Annotated in this window: 15 protein-coding genes and 2 pseudogenes; 10 read left to right on the forward strand and 7 right to left on the reverse strand. The window is 68.2% G+C overall.

Translation table 11 applies throughout. The features are described 5' to 3' along the window. Window positions 1-18: 18 nt before the first annotated feature. Window positions 19-1,200, reverse strand: coding sequence for a UbiH/UbiF family hydroxylase (locus tag ARC63_RS14885; RefSeq protein ID WP_057503665.1), 1,182 nt, complete (start codon window positions 1,198-1,200; stop codon window positions 19-21). Further along, entirely contained in the window at window positions 1,197-2,405 is a 1,209-nt protein-coding gene (ubiH, locus tag ARC63_RS14890; RefSeq protein WP_019338106.1) for a 2-octaprenyl-6-methoxyphenyl hydroxylase, read from the reverse strand. Before ubiH ends, ARC63_RS14885 begins: the two co-directional genes overlap by 4 nt. 106 nt (window positions 2,406-2,511) lie before the next feature. Here ubiH and ARC63_RS14895 point away from each other — a divergent pair, with 106 nt between their 5' ends. The 10 genes and pseudogenes from ARC63_RS14895 to ARC63_RS14940 all read left to right on the forward strand — a co-directional run bounded on the left by ARC63_RS14895 (window position 2,512) and on the right by ARC63_RS14940 (window position 12,401). Then, the gene (locus tag ARC63_RS14895) at window positions 2,512-3,096 is read left to right on the forward strand and encodes a hypothetical protein (protein ID WP_019338105.1); all 585 of its coding nucleotides are present in this window, start codon (window positions 2,512-2,514) and stop codon (window positions 3,094-3,096) included. 8 nt (window positions 3,097-3,104) lie between these two features. Continuing rightward, window positions 3,105-3,659, forward strand: a complete 555-nt coding sequence (locus ARC63_RS14900) for a cob(I)yrinic acid a,c-diamide adenosyltransferase (RefSeq protein ID WP_043398096.1) — start codon at window positions 3,105-3,107, stop codon at window positions 3,657-3,659. Between the two features lie 9 nt (window positions 3,660-3,668). Continuing rightward, complete coding sequence (locus ARC63_RS14905; RefSeq protein WP_010481827.1) at window positions 3,669-4,607, forward strand: histone deacetylase family protein; 939 nt, start codon at window positions 3,669-3,671, stop codon at window positions 4,605-4,607. A gap of 89 nt (window positions 4,608-4,696) precedes the next feature. Next, window positions 4,697-7,198, forward strand: a complete 2,502-nt coding sequence (gene lptD / locus ARC63_RS14910; protein WP_082587878.1) for an LPS-assembly protein LptD — start codon at window positions 4,697-4,699, stop codon at window positions 7,196-7,198. Continuing rightward, a pseudogene (locus ARC63_RS14915) lies at window positions 7,195-8,526 on the forward strand (peptidylprolyl isomerase); the annotation flags it as partial. The gene lptD and the pseudogene ARC63_RS14915, both read left to right, overlap by 4 nt. 18 nt (window positions 8,527-8,544) lie before the next feature. Beyond that, window positions 8,545-9,525, forward strand: a complete 981-nt coding sequence (pdxA, locus tag ARC63_RS14920) for a 4-hydroxythreonine-4-phosphate dehydrogenase PdxA (RefSeq protein ID WP_057503667.1) — start codon at window positions 8,545-8,547, stop codon at window positions 9,523-9,525. Beyond that, the gene (rsmA, locus tag ARC63_RS14925) at window positions 9,522-10,325 is read left to right on the forward strand and encodes a 16S rRNA (adenine(1518)-N(6)/adenine(1519)-N(6))-dimethyltransferase RsmA (protein WP_005408139.1); all 804 of its coding nucleotides are present in this window, start codon (window positions 9,522-9,524) and stop codon (window positions 10,323-10,325) included. Before pdxA ends, rsmA begins: the two co-directional genes overlap by 4 nt. A 13-nt stretch (window positions 10,326-10,338) precedes the next feature. Next, window positions 10,339-10,722: a Co2+/Mg2+ efflux protein ApaG gene (gene apaG / locus ARC63_RS14930; protein ID WP_005412297.1), complete on the forward strand. Its 384-nt coding sequence runs from the start codon at window positions 10,339-10,341 to the stop codon at window positions 10,720-10,722. Between the two features lie 15 nt (window positions 10,723-10,737). After that, window positions 10,738-11,760, forward strand: coding sequence for a symmetrical bis(5'-nucleosyl)-tetraphosphatase (locus ARC63_RS14935; protein WP_010481833.1), 1,023 nt, complete (start codon window positions 10,738-10,740; stop codon window positions 11,758-11,760). Beyond that, a complete protein-coding gene (locus ARC63_RS14940) occupies window positions 11,757-12,401 on the forward strand; it encodes a DUF1287 domain-containing protein (protein ID WP_010481836.1) in 645 nt (214 codons plus the stop codon). The genes ARC63_RS14935 and ARC63_RS14940 overlap by 4 nt, the downstream gene beginning before the upstream one ends. 88 nt (window positions 12,402-12,489) lie before the next feature. Here ARC63_RS14940 and ARC63_RS14945 read toward each other — a convergent pair whose 3' ends face one another. The 5 genes and pseudogenes from ARC63_RS14945 to ARC63_RS14965 form a co-directional block, all read right to left on the reverse strand. Further along, entirely contained in the window at window positions 12,490-12,981 is a 492-nt protein-coding gene (locus ARC63_RS14945; RefSeq protein ID WP_057503668.1) for a dihydrofolate reductase, read from the reverse strand. Window positions 12,982-12,994: 13 nt separating this feature from the next. Beyond that, window positions 12,995-13,558: a hypothetical protein gene (locus ARC63_RS14950; RefSeq protein ID WP_231298644.1), complete on the reverse strand. Its 564-nt coding sequence runs from the start codon at window positions 13,556-13,558 to the stop codon at window positions 12,995-12,997. After that, window positions 13,555-14,349 (reverse strand): thymidylate synthase, encoded by a 795-nt coding sequence (locus tag ARC63_RS14955; protein ID WP_012479193.1) that lies wholly within the window; start codon window positions 14,347-14,349, stop codon window positions 13,555-13,557. The genes ARC63_RS14950 and ARC63_RS14955 overlap by 4 nt, the downstream gene beginning before the upstream one ends. Beyond that, window positions 14,346-15,233 carry a prolipoprotein diacylglyceryl transferase gene (gene lgt, locus ARC63_RS14960; protein WP_057503670.1) on the reverse strand — a complete coding sequence of 296 codons (888 nt, stop codon included), beginning with the start codon at window positions 15,231-15,233 and terminating at the stop codon, window positions 14,346-14,348. Before lgt ends, ARC63_RS14955 begins: the two co-directional genes overlap by 4 nt. A gap of 51 nt (window positions 15,234-15,284) precedes the next feature. Further along, window positions 15,285-15,527, reverse strand: a pseudogene (locus tag ARC63_RS14965) (TPM domain-containing protein); the annotation flags it as partial.

Genomic DNA, 15,527 nt, shown 5'->3' on the forward strand with positions numbered 1-15,527 from the left:
GTGCGGCATGTATTCCGCTTACACCCCAGCGGCGCGCTTCCAGAACGCCTGCACCAGCGGCGGCCATTTGCCGACACAGCCCAGCGCACGACCGCGGGCCAGGGTCAGGTGCATTTCGTCATTGGAGAACAGGCGGTTGATCGCATCGAAGCTGTAGGCGGCGATGTGGTTGTCGCTGCGCCGTTCGCGCGCCCAGCGCTGCAGGCGCTGGGGCGACAGCCGCGGCTGGCCCCGACGCTCGGCGGACGGCGCCAGCCACTGCTGCAGGGCGGCGGCATCGCGCAGCCCCAGGTTCACGCCCTGCCCGGCCAGCGGATGCACCACATGTGCGGCATCGCCCAGCGCCAGCACCCGGCCGGCCACATAGTGACGGGCCAGCTGGCGGCGCAGCGGGAACGCCGCACGCGGCGAGGCCAGACGCAGTTCGCCCAGGCGTGCAGCGAAGGCGCGGGTCAGTTCGCGGTTGAAGCTGTCCTCGTCCAACGCCAGCACGCGAGCCGCTTCATCCTCGGGCAGGGTCCAGACGATGGAGCTGCGGCGCTCGGCCACCGGCAGCAGCGCCAGTGGACCGCTCGGCAGGAAACGCTGCCAGGCCGTGGCCTGGTTGGGAAGATCGCTGTCCACGTAGGCCACCACGCCACGCTGGTGGTAGTCATGCTTTTCAACCTCGATCCCGGCCAGCTGGCGCAGGGTCGATTCGGCACCGTCGGCGGCCACCGCCAACGCCGCTTCCAGGCGGCGACCGTCATCCAGGCGCAGGCGCACGCCATCCTCGTCCTGCTCCAGTGCTTCCACCCGTGCCGGGCAGTGCAGCTGCACGCCCGCCGCCGGCAGCGCCGCCCACAGGCGGTCCTGCAGCAGGCCGTTCTCGACGATGTAGCCCAGTTCGCGCCGGCCGAAACGATCAGCGTCGAACAGCAGATCCTCGCCACCGGCCGCGTCCCACACCTGCATGCGCCGGTAGGGCCAGGCGCGGGCCTGCGCGATCGCCGGCCACACGCCCAGGCGGTTCAACAGCTGCACGTTGTCGGCGGCAAAGGCGAACACGCGCAGGTCAGGCTGTGCGGCCTGCCACGGCGCGGGTTCACGGCCTTCCACCAGCGCAACCGACAGGCCGGCATCGGCCAGCGCCAGCGCACACGCGGCACCGACCACGCCACCACCGACGATGGCCACATCAAGACGCGTGCGCCGGCTCATGCGGCTTCTCCACGGCACAGGCGCGGCACGTCGCCACGGAAGCCCATCGCGCCACCGACCAGCATCGACTGCACAGAGGCGCGTTGCGCGGCCACCAGGCCGAGGCTGCGCAGCGGCCGCATCAGCGGCGCCGGGTTGCTGGTCAGGCGTGCCAGCCCACCGGAGAACGCCACCGTCTGCCGGCGGTCTTCCTCGCGGCGCGCGACGTAGGCCTGCAGCAGTGCATCACTGCCGGCATCCTCATGCGCATCCTCCAGCAGCTCGGCCAGGGTCAGCGCATCGCGCAGGCCCAGGTTGAAGCCCTGTGCACCCAGCGGATGAATGGTCTGCGCGGCATTGCCCAGCAGTACCGTGCGTTCACCGGCCAGCGCGCGCGCCAGTACCTGGATGAGCGGATAAGCACTGCGTGGACCGGATTCGAGCAGGCGGCCGGCACGCCAGCCGATCGCGTTCTGCAGGCGTTGCAGCCACGCCGCATCGTCCAGCGCCATCACCGCATCGGCGTGGTCGCGCGCTACGCCATGCACAGTGCCGAAGTGACGATCGCCACGCGGCAGCAGGGCAGTCGGGCCGGTATCGGTGAACCGCTCCCAGGCCGTGCCGTCCGGCGCGCGCTGGCTGCGCACGCGGGCCACGAACAGGGTCTGCTGGAAATCATGGCGGTCGACCTCGATGCCCAGCGCGCCACGCACGCCGCTGGTGGTGCCATCGGCCCCCACCACCAGACGTGCCAGCAGCACGCGTTCACCCGCCTCGTCAGCCACCCGCACCTGGCGGTAGCCGTCCACCACCTCGCCCAGTCCCAGGAACCGCATCGGCCGGTAACGGCGCAGGCGCGGCAGCTCCTGAAGCCGCGCTTCCAGCGCCTGGCCGAAATCGCGCGCGACCACCACCTGGCCGAACCACGGCCGGTCGTAATCGGCCGCTTCGAGCTGCACACGGCCGAAATCGCCGGCACGACTGACATGGATGCGCCGGATCGGGCCCGGTGCCATCGCCAGCTTCTGCATCACCCCCAGCGCGGTCAGCGCATTGACGGTGGCAGCGGCGAAACTGAGATTGCGCTGGTCGAACACCGCAGGCAGCTCGCCGGCCGGGCTGGCCTCGAGCAGGCCCACGTCGCGGCCCAGGCGGTCCAGGGCAATGGCCAGGCTGGCACCGACCAGGCCACCACCGACGATCAGCACGTCATGTCGTTCACTCATGTGTTCATGATACGCGCTCGTCCCGACTGTACGCCGAACGGGCGGCACCTGCGCCAACCTGCGCGGCGGGCTAGAATGAAACCTGAATCCGCTCCGGGCCCCCGCCATGTCCGATACCGCCAACCGCGCCTTCGTCCTGTCCGTACTCGTACTGCTGCTGGCGGCGACCCGGGTCAACCACTTCGCGGCCATTCCGGATGCCTCCTGGGCCGTGTTCTTCATCGGTGGCTTCTACCTGGCCCGCTGGACGCGCTGGGCGTTCCCGCTGCTGATGGTGTTCGCCGTGCTGGTCGACTGGATCGTGATCCGCAGCAGCGGACTGGATTTCTGGCAGCACTACTGCGTGTCGCCGGGCTACTGGCTGCTGCTGCCGGCCTACTTCTCTTTGTGGGCCGGCGGCATGCTGCTGGGCCGCAACTACCAGAGCGCGCGCTGGCCGGTACTGGCCAAGGGCGCACTGCTGCTGGTCGCCTCGGTGGCGGTCTGCCACCTGCTGGCACAGGGCGGCTTCTACTGGTCCAGCCGCAACGTGGCCGAGCCGACCCTGGCCGGCTGGGCGCAGAACTACGCGCAGTGGTTCGGGCCCTACCTGCGCACCACGGCGATCTATGTAGCGCTGGCCGCCGCCCTGCAGCTGGCCGTGGAGCAGGTGTTGAAGCTCCAGCAGGCCCGCCGCGACATCCGCCACTGAGCCGCGCCATGGGTCATCGCCTCTCGCGCATCTACACCCGCACCGGCGACGACGGCAGTACCGGCCTTGGCGACGGCCAGCGCGTGGCCAAGGATGACGCCCGCGTGGCGTCCTTCGGCACCGTCGACGAGGCCAACGCCGCGCTCGGCCTGCTGCTGGCCGCTCCCCTGCCCGAGGATGTGCGCGCGCTGGTGGTGCATCTGCAGCACCAGCTGTTCGACCTGGGCGCCGAACTGTGCATCCCCGGCCACGCTGCGATCCATGCCGCCGACGTTTCGGCCCTGGAACAGCAGCTGGACCATTACAACGCCGACCTGCCGATGCTGAAGGAATTCATCCTGCCAGCCGGCGGCGAAGCCGCCGCGCGCTGCCATCTGGCCCGCACCATCGTCCGCCGCGCCGAGCGCGAAACGGTCACCCTGGCCCGCCACGAAGCCGTGCGCAGCGAGGCGCTGCAGTACCTCAACCGGCTGTCGGACCTGCTGTTCGTGCTGGCCCGGGTGCTGGCCCGCGCCGATGGCCAGGGCGAAGCGCTGTGGCAACCGCAGCAGCGCCAGCGCTGAGTCGGCACGATGCTGGTCTATACCCACCCGTCCTGCCTGCTGCATGACCCCGGTCCCGGCCATCCCGAATGCCCGCAACGCCTGCAGCATGTGCTGGACGCGCTGCACGCGGCCTTCCCCGGCCAGCTGGACTGGCGCGAAGCACCGCCGGCCAAGTTCGGCGAACTGACCCGGGTCCACGACAGCGCCCTGCTCGACTTCGTGCTGCAGCCGCAGACCGCGCCGTTGCGCCAGCTGGACATGGACACCTGGACCTCGCCCGGCTCGGCCAGCGCCGCCGTGCACGCCGCCGGTGCCGGTGTGGCCGCAGTCGATGCGGTGATGCTGGGCGAGGACCCGCTGGCCTTCTGCGCGGTGCGCCCGCCGGGCCACCACGCCACCAGCAGCACGGCGATGGGCTTCTGCCTGTTGAACAACATCGCCATCGCCGCCGCCTATGCCCGCGACCGCCATGGCCTGGAGCGGATCGCGGTGGTCGATTTCGACGTGCACCACGGCAATGGCACCCAGGACATCTTCCAGCACGATGCCCGGGTCTCGTACTACAGCACCCATCAGGCCGGGCTGTTTCCCAATTCCGGCCTGCGCCGCGACCGCGGTGCCGGCAACCTGATGAACATCCTGCTGCCGCCGGGCAGCGGCGGCTTCCGCTTCCGCAACGTCTGGGCCGACGAGATGCTGCCGGCCATCGACGACTTCCGCCCGCAGCTGCTGCTGATCTCGGCCGGCTTCGACGCCCACCTGCGTGATCCGCAGGCGGACCTGATGCTGGAGACCGACGATTTCGCCTGGATCACCCGTGAACTGCACGCGTTGGCACGCCGGCACGCGGCCGGCCGGGTGGTCTCGATGCTGGAGGGAGGCTACGACCTGCAGGCCCTGGCCGAGTGCAGCGTGGCCCATGTCCAGGCCCTGATCACCCCCTCTGCGGGTGCCTCCGCCGGATGAACCCAAACCGGCAGGCTCCGGCGCCCTTCATTGCCCCTATGCAAGGGATGGGGCAAGCTACCGTCCGTTTTCGCCCGAATCCGAACCGCGTGCGCCGAGCCCTCCGCCTGCTTCCCCTGCCTCTGAGCATCGCCATCAGCCTGCCGGCGATGGCCGATGATAAGCCGCTCAACTGGGGCCTGTGCCCGGCCACCGACGTCATTCCCGCGTTCACAGACGCCCCCACCCCGGTCCCGGCCCAGGACAAGGCTGCCGCCGCGGCCGCCCGCGAGAACCAGCCGACCGACATCGAAGGCGACCAGCTGCTGGGCACCACCACCGTGCCGCAGTACGAGGGCAACGTGGCGCTGCGCCGCGGTGACCAGTTCGTCGGTACCGACAAGCTCAGCTTCGACACCGAGACCGGCAACTACATCGCCGACGGCAATGTCCGCTACCAGGACGGGTCGATCCGGATGGTCGCCAAGCGCGCCGAAGGCAACCAGGAAAGCGACACCCACAAGATCTCCGACATCAAGTACCAGCTGGTGTCGCGCCGGGGCAACGGCGATGCCGAGTCGGTCGACCTGCAGGGCGCGGTCGGCCAGATGCACCGCTCCACCTACACCACCTGCGACCCGTCGCAGCCGGTATGGAAGCTGTCGGCGCCGCAGATCGAAGTGGACAACGACGAAGGCTTCGGCACGGCCCGCAACGCGGTGCTGCGCATCGGCAAGGTGCCGGTGCTGTGGGCGCCCTACTTCAAGTTCCCGATCGATGACCGCCGCAAGACCGGCCTGCTGTTCCCGCAGCTGGGCATGTCCGGCCGCAACGGTTTCGACTACGCGCAGCCGATCTACTTCAATCTGGCGCCGAACTACGATGACACCCTGACCCCGCGCTACATGAGCCGGCGCGGCCTGCTGCTCGACAACGAGTTCCGCTACCTCTACAACGGCGGCCGTGGCGAGGTGCTGACCAGCTACATGCCCAGCGACAAGCTGCGCGACCGCGACCGCGGCCGGGTGATGTTCGACGGCTACCACAACGTGAACAGCCACTGGCAGGCCCGCGCCAACCTGGCCTGGGTGAGCGACGAGCGCTATGTCGAGGACTTCGCCAACCGCCTGGTGGGCGTGACCGCCTCCAACCTGCAGAGCACCATCGGCCTGTATGGCACCGGCCAGAACTGGACGGCCGGCATCATGGCCGACCGCTGGCAGCTGACCGACTACACCCTCGACGAGCGCGCCCTGCCCTACAACCGCGAGCCACGCCTGTTCTTGAACTGGAACAAGCCGGTGCTGCCGTGGCTGGAAACCGGCATCTACACCGAAGCGGTGCGCTTCACCCACGACGACGTCAACTTCAAGTACGGACCGGACCGGGGCACGGATCTGCAGTACACGCGGAACGGCATCCAGCAGACATCCGGTCTTGGCATCAGCGGTGGCTCGCGCCTGGACGTGAAGCCGTACGTGTCGTTCCCGATCAGTGGCGCGGCCTGGTACATCACCCCGACCCTGGCCTACCGCTATACGGCCTACCAGCTGGACCGCGGCCTGGTCGACGGCGTCAACGGCATCCAGGCCCAGATCCTGCGCTCGCAGGGCATCGACCCGGCCACGGCCACCCCGGAACAGCTGCGCGGCAATACCTCGCCCAGCCGCAGCCTGCCGATCGGCAGCCTTGATGCCGGCCTGTTCTTCGATCGCGAGACGTCGATCGGTGGCAAGTCATTCCTGCAGACCCTGGAGCCGCGCCTGTTCTACCTGCGCACGCCCTATCGCAACCAGGACGAGCTGCCGATCTTCGACACCCGTGACTTCACCTTCAGCTGGGGCCAGCTGTTCCGCGACTCGCGCTATACCGGCGCCGACCGCCAGAACGATGCCAACCAGCTGACCCTGGCACTGGGCACCCGCTTCATCGACCAGACCACCGGCAAGGAACGCTTCTCGGCCGCGATCGGCCAGATCCAGTACTTCGACGAATCGCGGGTCAGCACCACGCCGGGCGGCGCACCGGTGGAGAAGGGCAAGTCGGCCTGGATCGCCGACGGCAACTACATGATCAACGACCGCTGGACCCTGGGCGCCACCTACCAGTGGGACCCGAAGTACAAGCGCGAGGATCTGGCCAGCGTCCGCGCCCGCTATCTGATGCCCAACGATGGCGTGATCAACCTCAGCTACCGCTACCGCATCAACGCCGGCGCCCCGGCGACCGCCAACAAGCATGACCGGACCCTGCTGGAGCAGGCCGACCTGTCGTTCCTGTACCCGCTGAATGCGCGCTGGAGCCTGGTGGGCCGGTATTACTACTCGCTGCAGGACAAGGAACCGCTGGAGATCATCGCCGGCGTGCAGTGGGACAGCTGCTGCCTGGCGGTCCGTGCGGTGGCCCGCCGCTACGTGCGCAACCGCGAAGGCGACATGAACAACTCCTTCCAGCTGGAGTTCGTGCTCAAGGGCCTCAGCTCCATCGGCCAGGACACGGACCGTACGCTGCGCCGTGCTATCCTCGGCTACAACCGCGACGACCTCTATCTCGTGCCGCCCAGCAACACCGGGGCGACCCGGGATGACTACGATCCGAATCAGATCCCATGACCAAGCGCTTCCCCGTTCTTCTCGCCTCCCTGCTGGCGGTGTCCAGCGTGTCCGCCCCCCTGCAGGTGCTCGCGCAGGAGGCGCAGCCGTTGGACCGCATCGCCGCCGTCGTCGACGAGGACGTGATCCTGCAGAGCGAGCTCCAGCGTGCGATCGCCAACATCAAGGCGCAGTACGCCGGCCGTGAAAACCAGCTGCCGCCGGAAGACGTGCTCAGCCGCCAGGTGCTCGAGCGCCTGGTGCTGGTCAAGCTGCAGGTGGCCCGCGCCCAGGGCAGCGGCATCCGCGTCAGCGACCAGGAGCTGAACCAGGCGATGAATGCCATCGCCCAGCAGAACGGCTCGGACCTGGATGCACTGCGCCAGCGCCTGGCCCACGACGGCATCGATTTCAACGATTTCCGTGCTTCGGTGCGCGATGAAATCACCGTGCAGCGCCTGCGCCAGAGCTTCGCGCAGAGCCGCATCAGCGTCAGCGAGGGTGAAGTGGACGCCGCGCTGAAGCAGCAGGCCACGGTGGGCAACCAGTACCACCTGGCACACATCCTGATCGCCCTGCCCGACGGCTCCAACGCCGACCAGATCGCCACCGGCCAGAAGAAGGCCGAGGGCGTGAAGGCCCTGCTGGACAAGGGTGAGCTGGACTTCAACGCGGCCGCCGTGCGTTATTCGGACAGCCCGAACGCGCTGGAAGGCGGCGATCTGGGCTGGCGCAGCCTGGATGAAATCCCGCAGGCCTTTGCCCAGCTGATGGAAAAGATGAAACCCGGCGAAGTGGTCGGCCCGATCCGCGGCCCCAGCGGCTTCCAGTTGCTGAAGCTGGTGGAAGTGCGTGATGCCAGCGCCGCCAGCGGTGGCGCGCACACGGTCACCGAATACCACGGCCGCCACATTCTGGTGCGCGTGGACGATCACCAGACCGACGCTGCCGCCAAGGCCAAGATCGATACCCTGCGCGCCCGCATCGCCGGCGGCGCGGATTTCGAAACCGTGGCCAAGGAATCCTCCGAGGACAACAACAGCAAGGGCCAGGGCGGCGATCTGGGCTGGTTCCCGGTCGATGCGTTCGGTCCGGCGTTCGGCCAACAGGTGGCCGGCATCCAGGACGGCGGCGTCAGCCAGCCGTTCCGCACCGATGCCGGTTGGCACATCGTGCAGCGCGTGGCCACCCGCCAGACCGACGTAACCAACGACAACCAGCGCGCCCAGATCCGCGAGACCATCGGCCGCCGCAAGCTGGAAGACGAGTACAACCGCTTCCTGCAGGAACTGCGCGGCGAAGCCTATGTCAGCTTCCGCAGCGGCGACCGCGCGGAAAACACCGCCACGCCGCCGCAGTCCTGACCGATGCGTCCCGAGCTCGCTCTGGTACCGGGCGAGCCCGCCGGGATCGGCCCGGAGCTGTGTGTCCGCCTCGTCCAGCAACCGCGTGAAGATTGCCGGCTGCTGGCCTTCGCCGACCCGGATACCCTGCGCGCGGCCGCCGCCGCGCTGAACCTGCCGCTGCAGCTGCTGCCCGAGGACGCCGAAGCACGCGTCCCCGGCGATCTGCGTGTGCGCGTTGTGGCCAATACCGTGCCCAGCCACTTCGGCCAGGCCAGCCCGGCCAATGCCGGCGCCGTCATCGGTGCCCTGCTCGGTGCTGGCCAGGCCTGCCTGTCCGGCGAACTGCACGGCGTGGTCACCGGCCCGGTGCACAAGGCGGTCATCAACGAAGGCGGCATCGCCTACAGTGGGACCACCGAACTGCTGGCCGACCAGGCCGGGGTGAAGGTGGTGATGATGCTGGCCAACCACATCGTCCGCGTGGCCCTGGCCACTACCCACCTGCCACTGCGCGAGGTGGCCGACGCGATCACCGCGCCCCGCCTGGAACACATCCTGCGCACCGTGCATGCCGCCCTGCGCCGCGAGTTCGGCCTGCCTGCGCCGCGCATCGCCGTGCTCGGCCTGAATCCGCACGCCGGCGAAGACGGCCATCTGGGTCGTGAGGAGCTGGACCTGATCATCCCGCTGCTGCAGCGTCTGCGCGCCGAGGGCATGGACCTGATCGGGCCGCTGCCGGCCGATACCGCCTTCCTGCCGGCCAAGCTGGCGGGCTTCGACACCGTGCTGGCGATGTACCACGACCAGGGCCTGCCGGTGCTGAAGTATTCGGGCTTCGAGCAGGCGGTGAACCTGACCCTGGGCCTGCCCTACCCGCGCGTGGCGGTGGACCATGGCACGGCACTGGATATGGCCGGGCGCGGCATTGCCGATCCTTCCAGCCTGCAGGCGGCAACGACGTTGTGTGCGCAGCTTGCGCGGCAACGTACACTGAGCGCATGAATTCCCCGCATTCCCCCTCCGGCCCGGTGTTCACCGCCCCGGCCAAGAAGCAGCTTGGCCAGCATTTCCTGGCCGACCGCCACTACATCGACAAGATCGTGATGGCGGTCAACCCGAAAGACGGTGACCGCCTGGTCGAGATCGGTCCCGGCCAGGGCGCGATCACCCTGCCGCTGCTGCGCGTGCATCCGAAACTGACGGTGATCGAGTTCGACCGCGACCTGATCGCGCCGCTGACCGCCGCCGCCGAGCCGCTGGGCGAGCTGACCATCGTCCACCGCGACGTGCTGCGCGTGGACTTCACCGAGCTGGCTGCCGGCCAGCCGATCCGCCTGGTCGGCAACCTGCCCTACAACATCTCCTCGCCGATCCTGTTCCATGCACTGGAACATGCCGCGGTGATCCGCGACATGCACTTCATGCTGCAGAAGGAAGTGGTCGACCGCATGGCCGCCGGCCCCGGCAGCAAGGTGTACGGCCGGCTCAGCGTGATGCTGCAGGCCTACTGCCAGGTGACCTCGCTGTTCGTGGTGCCGCCGGGCGCGTTCCGGCCGCCGCCGAAGGTCGATTCGGCCGTGGTGCGGCTGGTGCCGCGTGACCCGGCCACAATCAACATCAACGACCACAAGCGTTTCGCCGAGGTGGTCAAGGCCGCCTTCGGGCAGCGCCGCAAGACCCTGCGCAACGCCCTGAACAACGTGGTGTCCGCCGAACAGTTCGTTGCCGCCGGCGTGCGTCCCGATGCCCGCGCCGAACAGCTGGACGTGGCCGAATTCATCGCCTTGGCCAATGCCTCCTGATTACACTGCCGGTATGGAAGACGCTGACGTTTATGCCATCTCCGTCGAAGTCGCACCGCGCTTCCTCGACGATCAATCCGCGCCGGAAGACGGGCGCTATGCGTTCGCCTACACGATCCGCATCCACAACCAGGGACGTGTTGCCGCGCGCCTGGTCGCACGGCACTGGCGCATCACCGATGCCAACGGCCGCGTCGAGCATGTCGACGGCGACGGGGTGATCGGCGAGCAGCCGCGCCTGCGTCCCGGTGAAGACTTCCATTACACGTCCGGTGTCATGCTGGGGACCGATCACGGGACCATGCAGGGCCACTACGACATGGTCGCCGACGACGGCACCGAATTTGCCGCGCCGGTCGCACCTTTCGTGCTGGCCATCCCGCGTACCCTGCACTGACACGGAGGCCGAACGATGAGTGTGTGGGCGATCGGCGACCTGCAGGGCTGCTATGACGTCACCCAGCGACTGCTGGAAAAGATCCGTTTCGACCCGGCGCAGGACACCCTGTGGTTCTGCGGCGACCTGGTGAACCGGGGTGGCCAGTCGCTGGAAACGCTGCGGCTGGTGCATTCGCTGCGCGATCACAGCGTGGTGGTGCTGGGCAACCATGACCTTTCGCTGCTGGCCGTCGGTGCGCGCACCGAAGAGGAACAGCGCAAGGTCAACCCGGACCTGCTGCGCATCGTGCAGGCCGAGGACCGCGACGAACTGCTGGACTGGCTGCGCCTGCAGAAGCTGGTGCACGTGGACCGCGAACTGGGCTGGATGATGGTGCACGCCGGCCTGGCGCCGAAGTGGACCACGCAGATGGCCGAGAAGCATGCGGCTGAAGTCGAGGCACAGTTGCACGGCGCCGGCTACCGCAAGTTGTTCCGCAACATGTACGGCGACAAGCCGAGCTGGGCCCCCAACCTGTCCGGCTACGACCGCTCGCGCGCGATCATCAACGTGCTCACCCGCATGCGCTACTGCACCCCGCGCGGACGCATCGGCATCGAGGACAAGGGCACGCCGGGCACGCAGGAACAGGGGCTGTATCCCTGGTTCGAAGTGCCGGGCCGGGTCGAGCGCGACCTGAAGGTGGTCTGCGGCCACTGGTCGGCGCTGGGCCTGACCATCACCCAGGGCGTGCACGCCATCGACACCGGCGCGGTCTGGGGCGGCAAGCTCACCGCGATCCAGCTCGATACCGATGAACTGCGCGTGGTGCAGGTACCAGGCCGCGATGTACCCGCCCCCGTGCCCAACGCCCGCCCGCCCGCGCGCCCGGCGCACGAGCGCCCGGCTGCGTCGGCGCAGGGCAAGGAACAGGGCGGCGGTAACGCTCCGGCCGCCCCCCCGGGCAATCGCGGCCCGCGCCGTCGTCGTCGCCGTGGTGGCGGTGGTGGTGGCTCCGCGGGCCCCGGCAACAACAGTCCTCCGCCGCAGGCATGACGCGGCGCGGCTGGGCACCATGGATGGTGCTGCTGACGCTGGCCCTGGCCAGCGGCTGCCAGCCCACTTCGGCCCCGGCCCCCACCGGCGGCGGAAACGTCGGCCACACGCCATCGCAACCGCAGGCGCCTTCGCCGCCACTGGTGGCTGCAGCGCGCGCGCAGATCGGCGTCACCACCCGCTACGACCCTGCCTACCAGGTGCTGGCCTATCCCGGTGGAGACGTCCCGGTTGATCGCGGCGTGTGCACCGACGTGGTGGTGCGCGCGCTGCGCAGCCTGGACGTGGACCTGCAGGCCCGCGTGCATGAGGACATGCGCGGCAACTTCAGTGCCTATCCGGCGATCTGGGGCCTGTCACGACCGGATCGCAACATCGATCATCGCCGCGTACCGAACCTGATGCGCTGGTTCGAACGGCAGGGCTGGCAGCAGCCGATCACGGCCCTCGCCGCCGACTACGCGGCCGGCGACATCGTCGCCTGGAAGCTCAACGGCAACGGCCTGCTGCACGTGGGCATCGTCTCCGACCGCAGGCTGGCCAACGGCACGCCGCTGGTGCTGCACAACATCGCGCGCGGCACGCGCGAAGAGAATCTGCTGTTCCAGCACGCCATCATCGGGCATTACCGGATGCCGTAGGCAATCCTGTAGAGCCGAGCCATGCTCGGCTACGGGATGTGTCCGGCAACAGCAGCCGAGCATGGCTCGGCTCTACAGGAAACCATCTTCAGCGGCGCACGTAGTGCACGAAGCGGAACGCGTGGGCATGGCGTTCGTCGGCCGGGTGCGGCTCGCTGCTCACTTCCCGCCAGTCCTGCGCATCCACCACGGGGAAATGGGTATCGGCGGGGACTTCGGCATCCACCCAGGTCAGGTACAGGTCACTGGCCTGGTCCAGCAGCTGGTGGAAGATCTCGCCGCCGCCGATGATGCACAGCTCGCTGGCGCCCTCGCGTTCGGCAATCGTCTTCGCCTCATCCAGCGACGCTACCGCGCGCATGCCCTCGAACGGCACCTGCCCGCTGCGGGTCAGCACCAGGTTGGTCCGCCCCGGCAGCACGCGGCCGATCGACTCGGCCGTCTTGCGCCCCATCAGGATCGGCTTGCCCAGGGTGAGCGCCTTGAAGTGCTTGAAATCATCCGGCAGGTGCCAGGGCATGGCATTGCCCTGGCCGATGCCACGATTACGATCCAGCGCCACGATCATCGACAGCTTCATTGCTACCACCTCCTCAGCTGGCGTCGATCTGCAGGCGTTCGCAGGCAGCGTTGGCGGCACTGGCAGCCTGCAGCGCCGCTGCCAGCCCGGGGCTGGATGTGGACTGCTCATCCAGGCCATCGAGGATCTTCTGCTTCTGCGCCTCTTCGATATCCTTCAGGCCCGGTCCTGACAGGATGTCTGCCGACAACGCAGCAGTGTCGGTGCTGGCACGACGTGCCAGAAATGCCTGCAACTGGTCACTTGAATAGACGGTGGCAAGCTGCTGCTCGAGCACGCGCTGATAGGCCGGATCCTCGACACCCGCCTTCAGGTGCTCGGTCATCGCCGTGTACATGCCGGTTACCGCCTCACGCATCTGCGCCCGGCAGCCTTCCGGCACATCCTGGGGCATCATCGTGCTGCCGTTGAACGCCCCAGCGAACGCCTGCACTTCCTCGCGCATGTGCTTGTGCACGATCTGCTCATTGACCTGCCGGGCCAACGACAGCGCATCGGCCGGTCCCGCCTGCACCATGGCCAGCGGCAACATGCCGCACAGCGCCAGCAGGCCGCTGGAAATCAATCGGGAACTCATACCGCCACCGGCGCCTTGATCGCCGGGTGCGGATCGTAGCCGTCGATGCGGATGTCGTCGAACTGGAAGCCGAACAGGTCGGTCACCTCCGGGTTCAACCACAGCTTCGGCAGCGCGCGCGGTTCACGCGACAGCTGCTCGCGCGCCTGCTCGAAGTGGTTCGAATACAGGTGCGCATCGCCCAGCGTATGCACGAAATCACCCACGCCCAGGCCGGTGGCCTGCGCCACCATGTGGGTCAGCAGCGCGTAGCTGGCGATGTTGAACGGCACGCCGAGGAAGATGTCGCCGCTGCGCTGGTAGAGCTGGCAGCTGAGCTTGCCGTCCACCACATAGAACTGGAACAGGTTGTGGCACGGCATCAGCGCCATCTGCGATAGCTCGCCTACGTTCCAGGCGCTGACCACCAGCCGGCGCGAATCGGGGTTGCGCTTGATCTCGTCCACCAGCCACTGCATCTGGTCGATCTCGCGACCATCGGCGGTGGCCCAGCTGCGCCACTGCTTGCCATAGACCGGGCCGAGGTCGCCGTTCTCGTCGGCCCACTCGTCCCAGATCCGCACCTGGTTGTCCTTCAGGTAGCCGATGTTGGTGTCGCCCTTCAGGAACCACAGCAGCTCATGGATGATCGAGCGCAGGTGCAGTTTCTTGGTGGTGACCAGCGGGAAGCCGTCGGCCAGGTTGAAACGCATCTGCCAGCCGAACACGCTGCGGGTACCGGTGCCGGTGCGGTCGCTCTTCTCGGCGCCGTGCTCGAGCACGTGCGAGAGCAGGTCCAGGTAAGCCTTCATGCCTTGCCCTCGGCAGCCATCGGCAGCTGCGGCTGCAGTACCGGCGCGCGGCGCGACATCACCAGCAGCACCAGGCCGAAGGCGATCAGCGGCAGGCTGAGGATCTGGCCGCGGGTCAGCCAGTCGAAGGCCACGTAGACACCGTTGTCGGGCATGCGCACGAACTCCACCGCGAAGCGGAACAGTCCGTACAGCAGCGCGAACAGGCCACCCACCAGGTAACGGTGGCGCGGCTTGGCCGACACGGCCCACAGCACCACGAACATCACCAGGCCTTCCAGGAACGCTTCATACAGCTGCGACGGATGACGCGCGAACTGGTTCAGCGCACCGGTCGCGAACTGCGTCTGCAGGGTCGCGTGGTCCAGCTGGTTCAGCGGCGCCGGCAGGCCGGACGGGAACACCACGCCCCATGTGCCGTCGGTGTACTTGCCCCACAGCTCGGCGCCGATGAAGTTGCCGATGCGGCCGAAGCCCAGGCCCAGCGGCACCAGCGGCGCCATGAAATCCATGGTGTCGAAGAAGTGCAGCGCGTGCTTGCGTGACCACCACCAGCAGGCACCGAGTACGCCGAGCAGGCCGCCGTGGAAGCTCATGCCGCCATCCCAGACCTTGAACAGCAGCAGCGGGTTGTGCAGGAAATCGCCCAGCGCGTAGAACAGCATGTAGCCGATGCGTCCGCCCAGCACCACGCCGAGCATGGCGTAGAACAGCAGGTCGGAGAACCCGTTGGCATCGACGCCCGGCAGGCGACCGGCGGCGATGCGCTTGCGGCCCAGCAGCCAGGCCGCGGTGAAGCCGAGCAGGTACATGATGCCGTACCAGTGCACCTTGATCGGCCCCAGCGAGAGGGCGATGGGGTCGATGTCGTGGAAATAGATCATGGAAGGTGCCTTGCGGTTGAACGCCTATTCTCGGGCCAGTGCCGCCCCGGCTCAACCAAGGAGCTGGGGCGAGTTCGGCAACGCGTCATCGTTCGACCGCGTCGAGGCCGGAAAGTGCCCTTCGATCAGGCTGGAGACCTCGTCGATGGCATCCTGCAGCGCTTCCACCGGATGGGAACCACGCAGGCCCTCGCGCAGATGGGTGCAGACCCGCTGCCACTGCGCCGGGCTGACCCGGCCGTGCAGGCCACGGTCGGCGACGATCTCGATGGCGTGGTCGGCCAGCAGCAGGTA

Origin of the sequence: Stenotrophomonas geniculata ATCC 19374 = JCM 13324 (genome assembly GCF_001431625.1) — a bacterium.
Taxonomy (GTDB): Bacteria; Pseudomonadota; Gammaproteobacteria; order Xanthomonadales; family Xanthomonadaceae; genus Stenotrophomonas; species Stenotrophomonas geniculata.

What these genes read in the sequence shown, in the direction of transcription:
- ARC63_RS14955 (WP_012479193.1), bottom strand. Translation starts at nt 14,349, where the DNA reads ATGAAGGCTTACCTGGACCTGCTCTCGCACGTGCTCGAGCACGGCGCC.
- ARC63_RS14885 (WP_057503665.1), bottom strand. Translation starts at nt 1,200, where the DNA reads ATGAGCCGGCGCACGCGTCTTGATGTGGCCATCGTCGGTGGTGGCGTG.
- ARC63_RS14895 (WP_019338105.1), top strand. Translation starts at nt 2,512, where the DNA reads ATGTCCGATACCGCCAACCGCGCCTTCGTCCTGTCCGTACTCGTACTG.
- lgt (WP_057503670.1), bottom strand. Translation starts at nt 15,233, where the DNA reads ATGATCTATTTCCACGACATCGACCCCATCGCCCTCTCGCTGGGGCCG.
- ARC63_RS14935 (WP_010481833.1), top strand. Translation starts at nt 10,738, where the DNA reads ATGAGTGTGTGGGCGATCGGCGACCTGCAGGGCTGCTATGACGTCACC.
- rsmA (WP_005408139.1), top strand. Translation starts at nt 9,522, where the DNA reads ATGAATTCCCCGCATTCCCCCTCCGGCCCGGTGTTCACCGCCCCGGCC.
- ARC63_RS14900 (WP_043398096.1), top strand. Translation starts at nt 3,105, where the DNA reads ATGGGTCATCGCCTCTCGCGCATCTACACCCGCACCGGCGACGACGGC.
- ARC63_RS14945 (WP_057503668.1), bottom strand. Translation starts at nt 12,981, where the DNA reads ATGAAGCTGTCGATGATCGTGGCGCTGGATCGTAATCGTGGCATCGGC.
- ARC63_RS14940 (WP_010481836.1), top strand. Translation starts at nt 11,757, where the DNA reads ATGACGCGGCGCGGCTGGGCACCATGGATGGTGCTGCTGACGCTGGCC.
- apaG (WP_005412297.1), top strand. Translation starts at nt 10,339, where the DNA reads ATGGAAGACGCTGACGTTTATGCCATCTCCGTCGAAGTCGCACCGCGC.
- pdxA (WP_057503667.1), top strand. Translation starts at nt 8,545, where the DNA reads ATGCGTCCCGAGCTCGCTCTGGTACCGGGCGAGCCCGCCGGGATCGGC.
- ubiH (WP_019338106.1), bottom strand. Translation starts at nt 2,405, where the DNA reads ATGAGTGAACGACATGACGTGCTGATCGTCGGTGGTGGCCTGGTCGGT.
- ARC63_RS14905 (WP_010481827.1), top strand. Translation starts at nt 3,669, where the DNA reads ATGCTGGTCTATACCCACCCGTCCTGCCTGCTGCATGACCCCGGTCCC.
- ARC63_RS14950 (WP_231298644.1), bottom strand. Translation starts at nt 13,558, where the DNA reads ATGAGTTCCCGATTGATTTCCAGCGGCCTGCTGGCGCTGTGCGGCATG.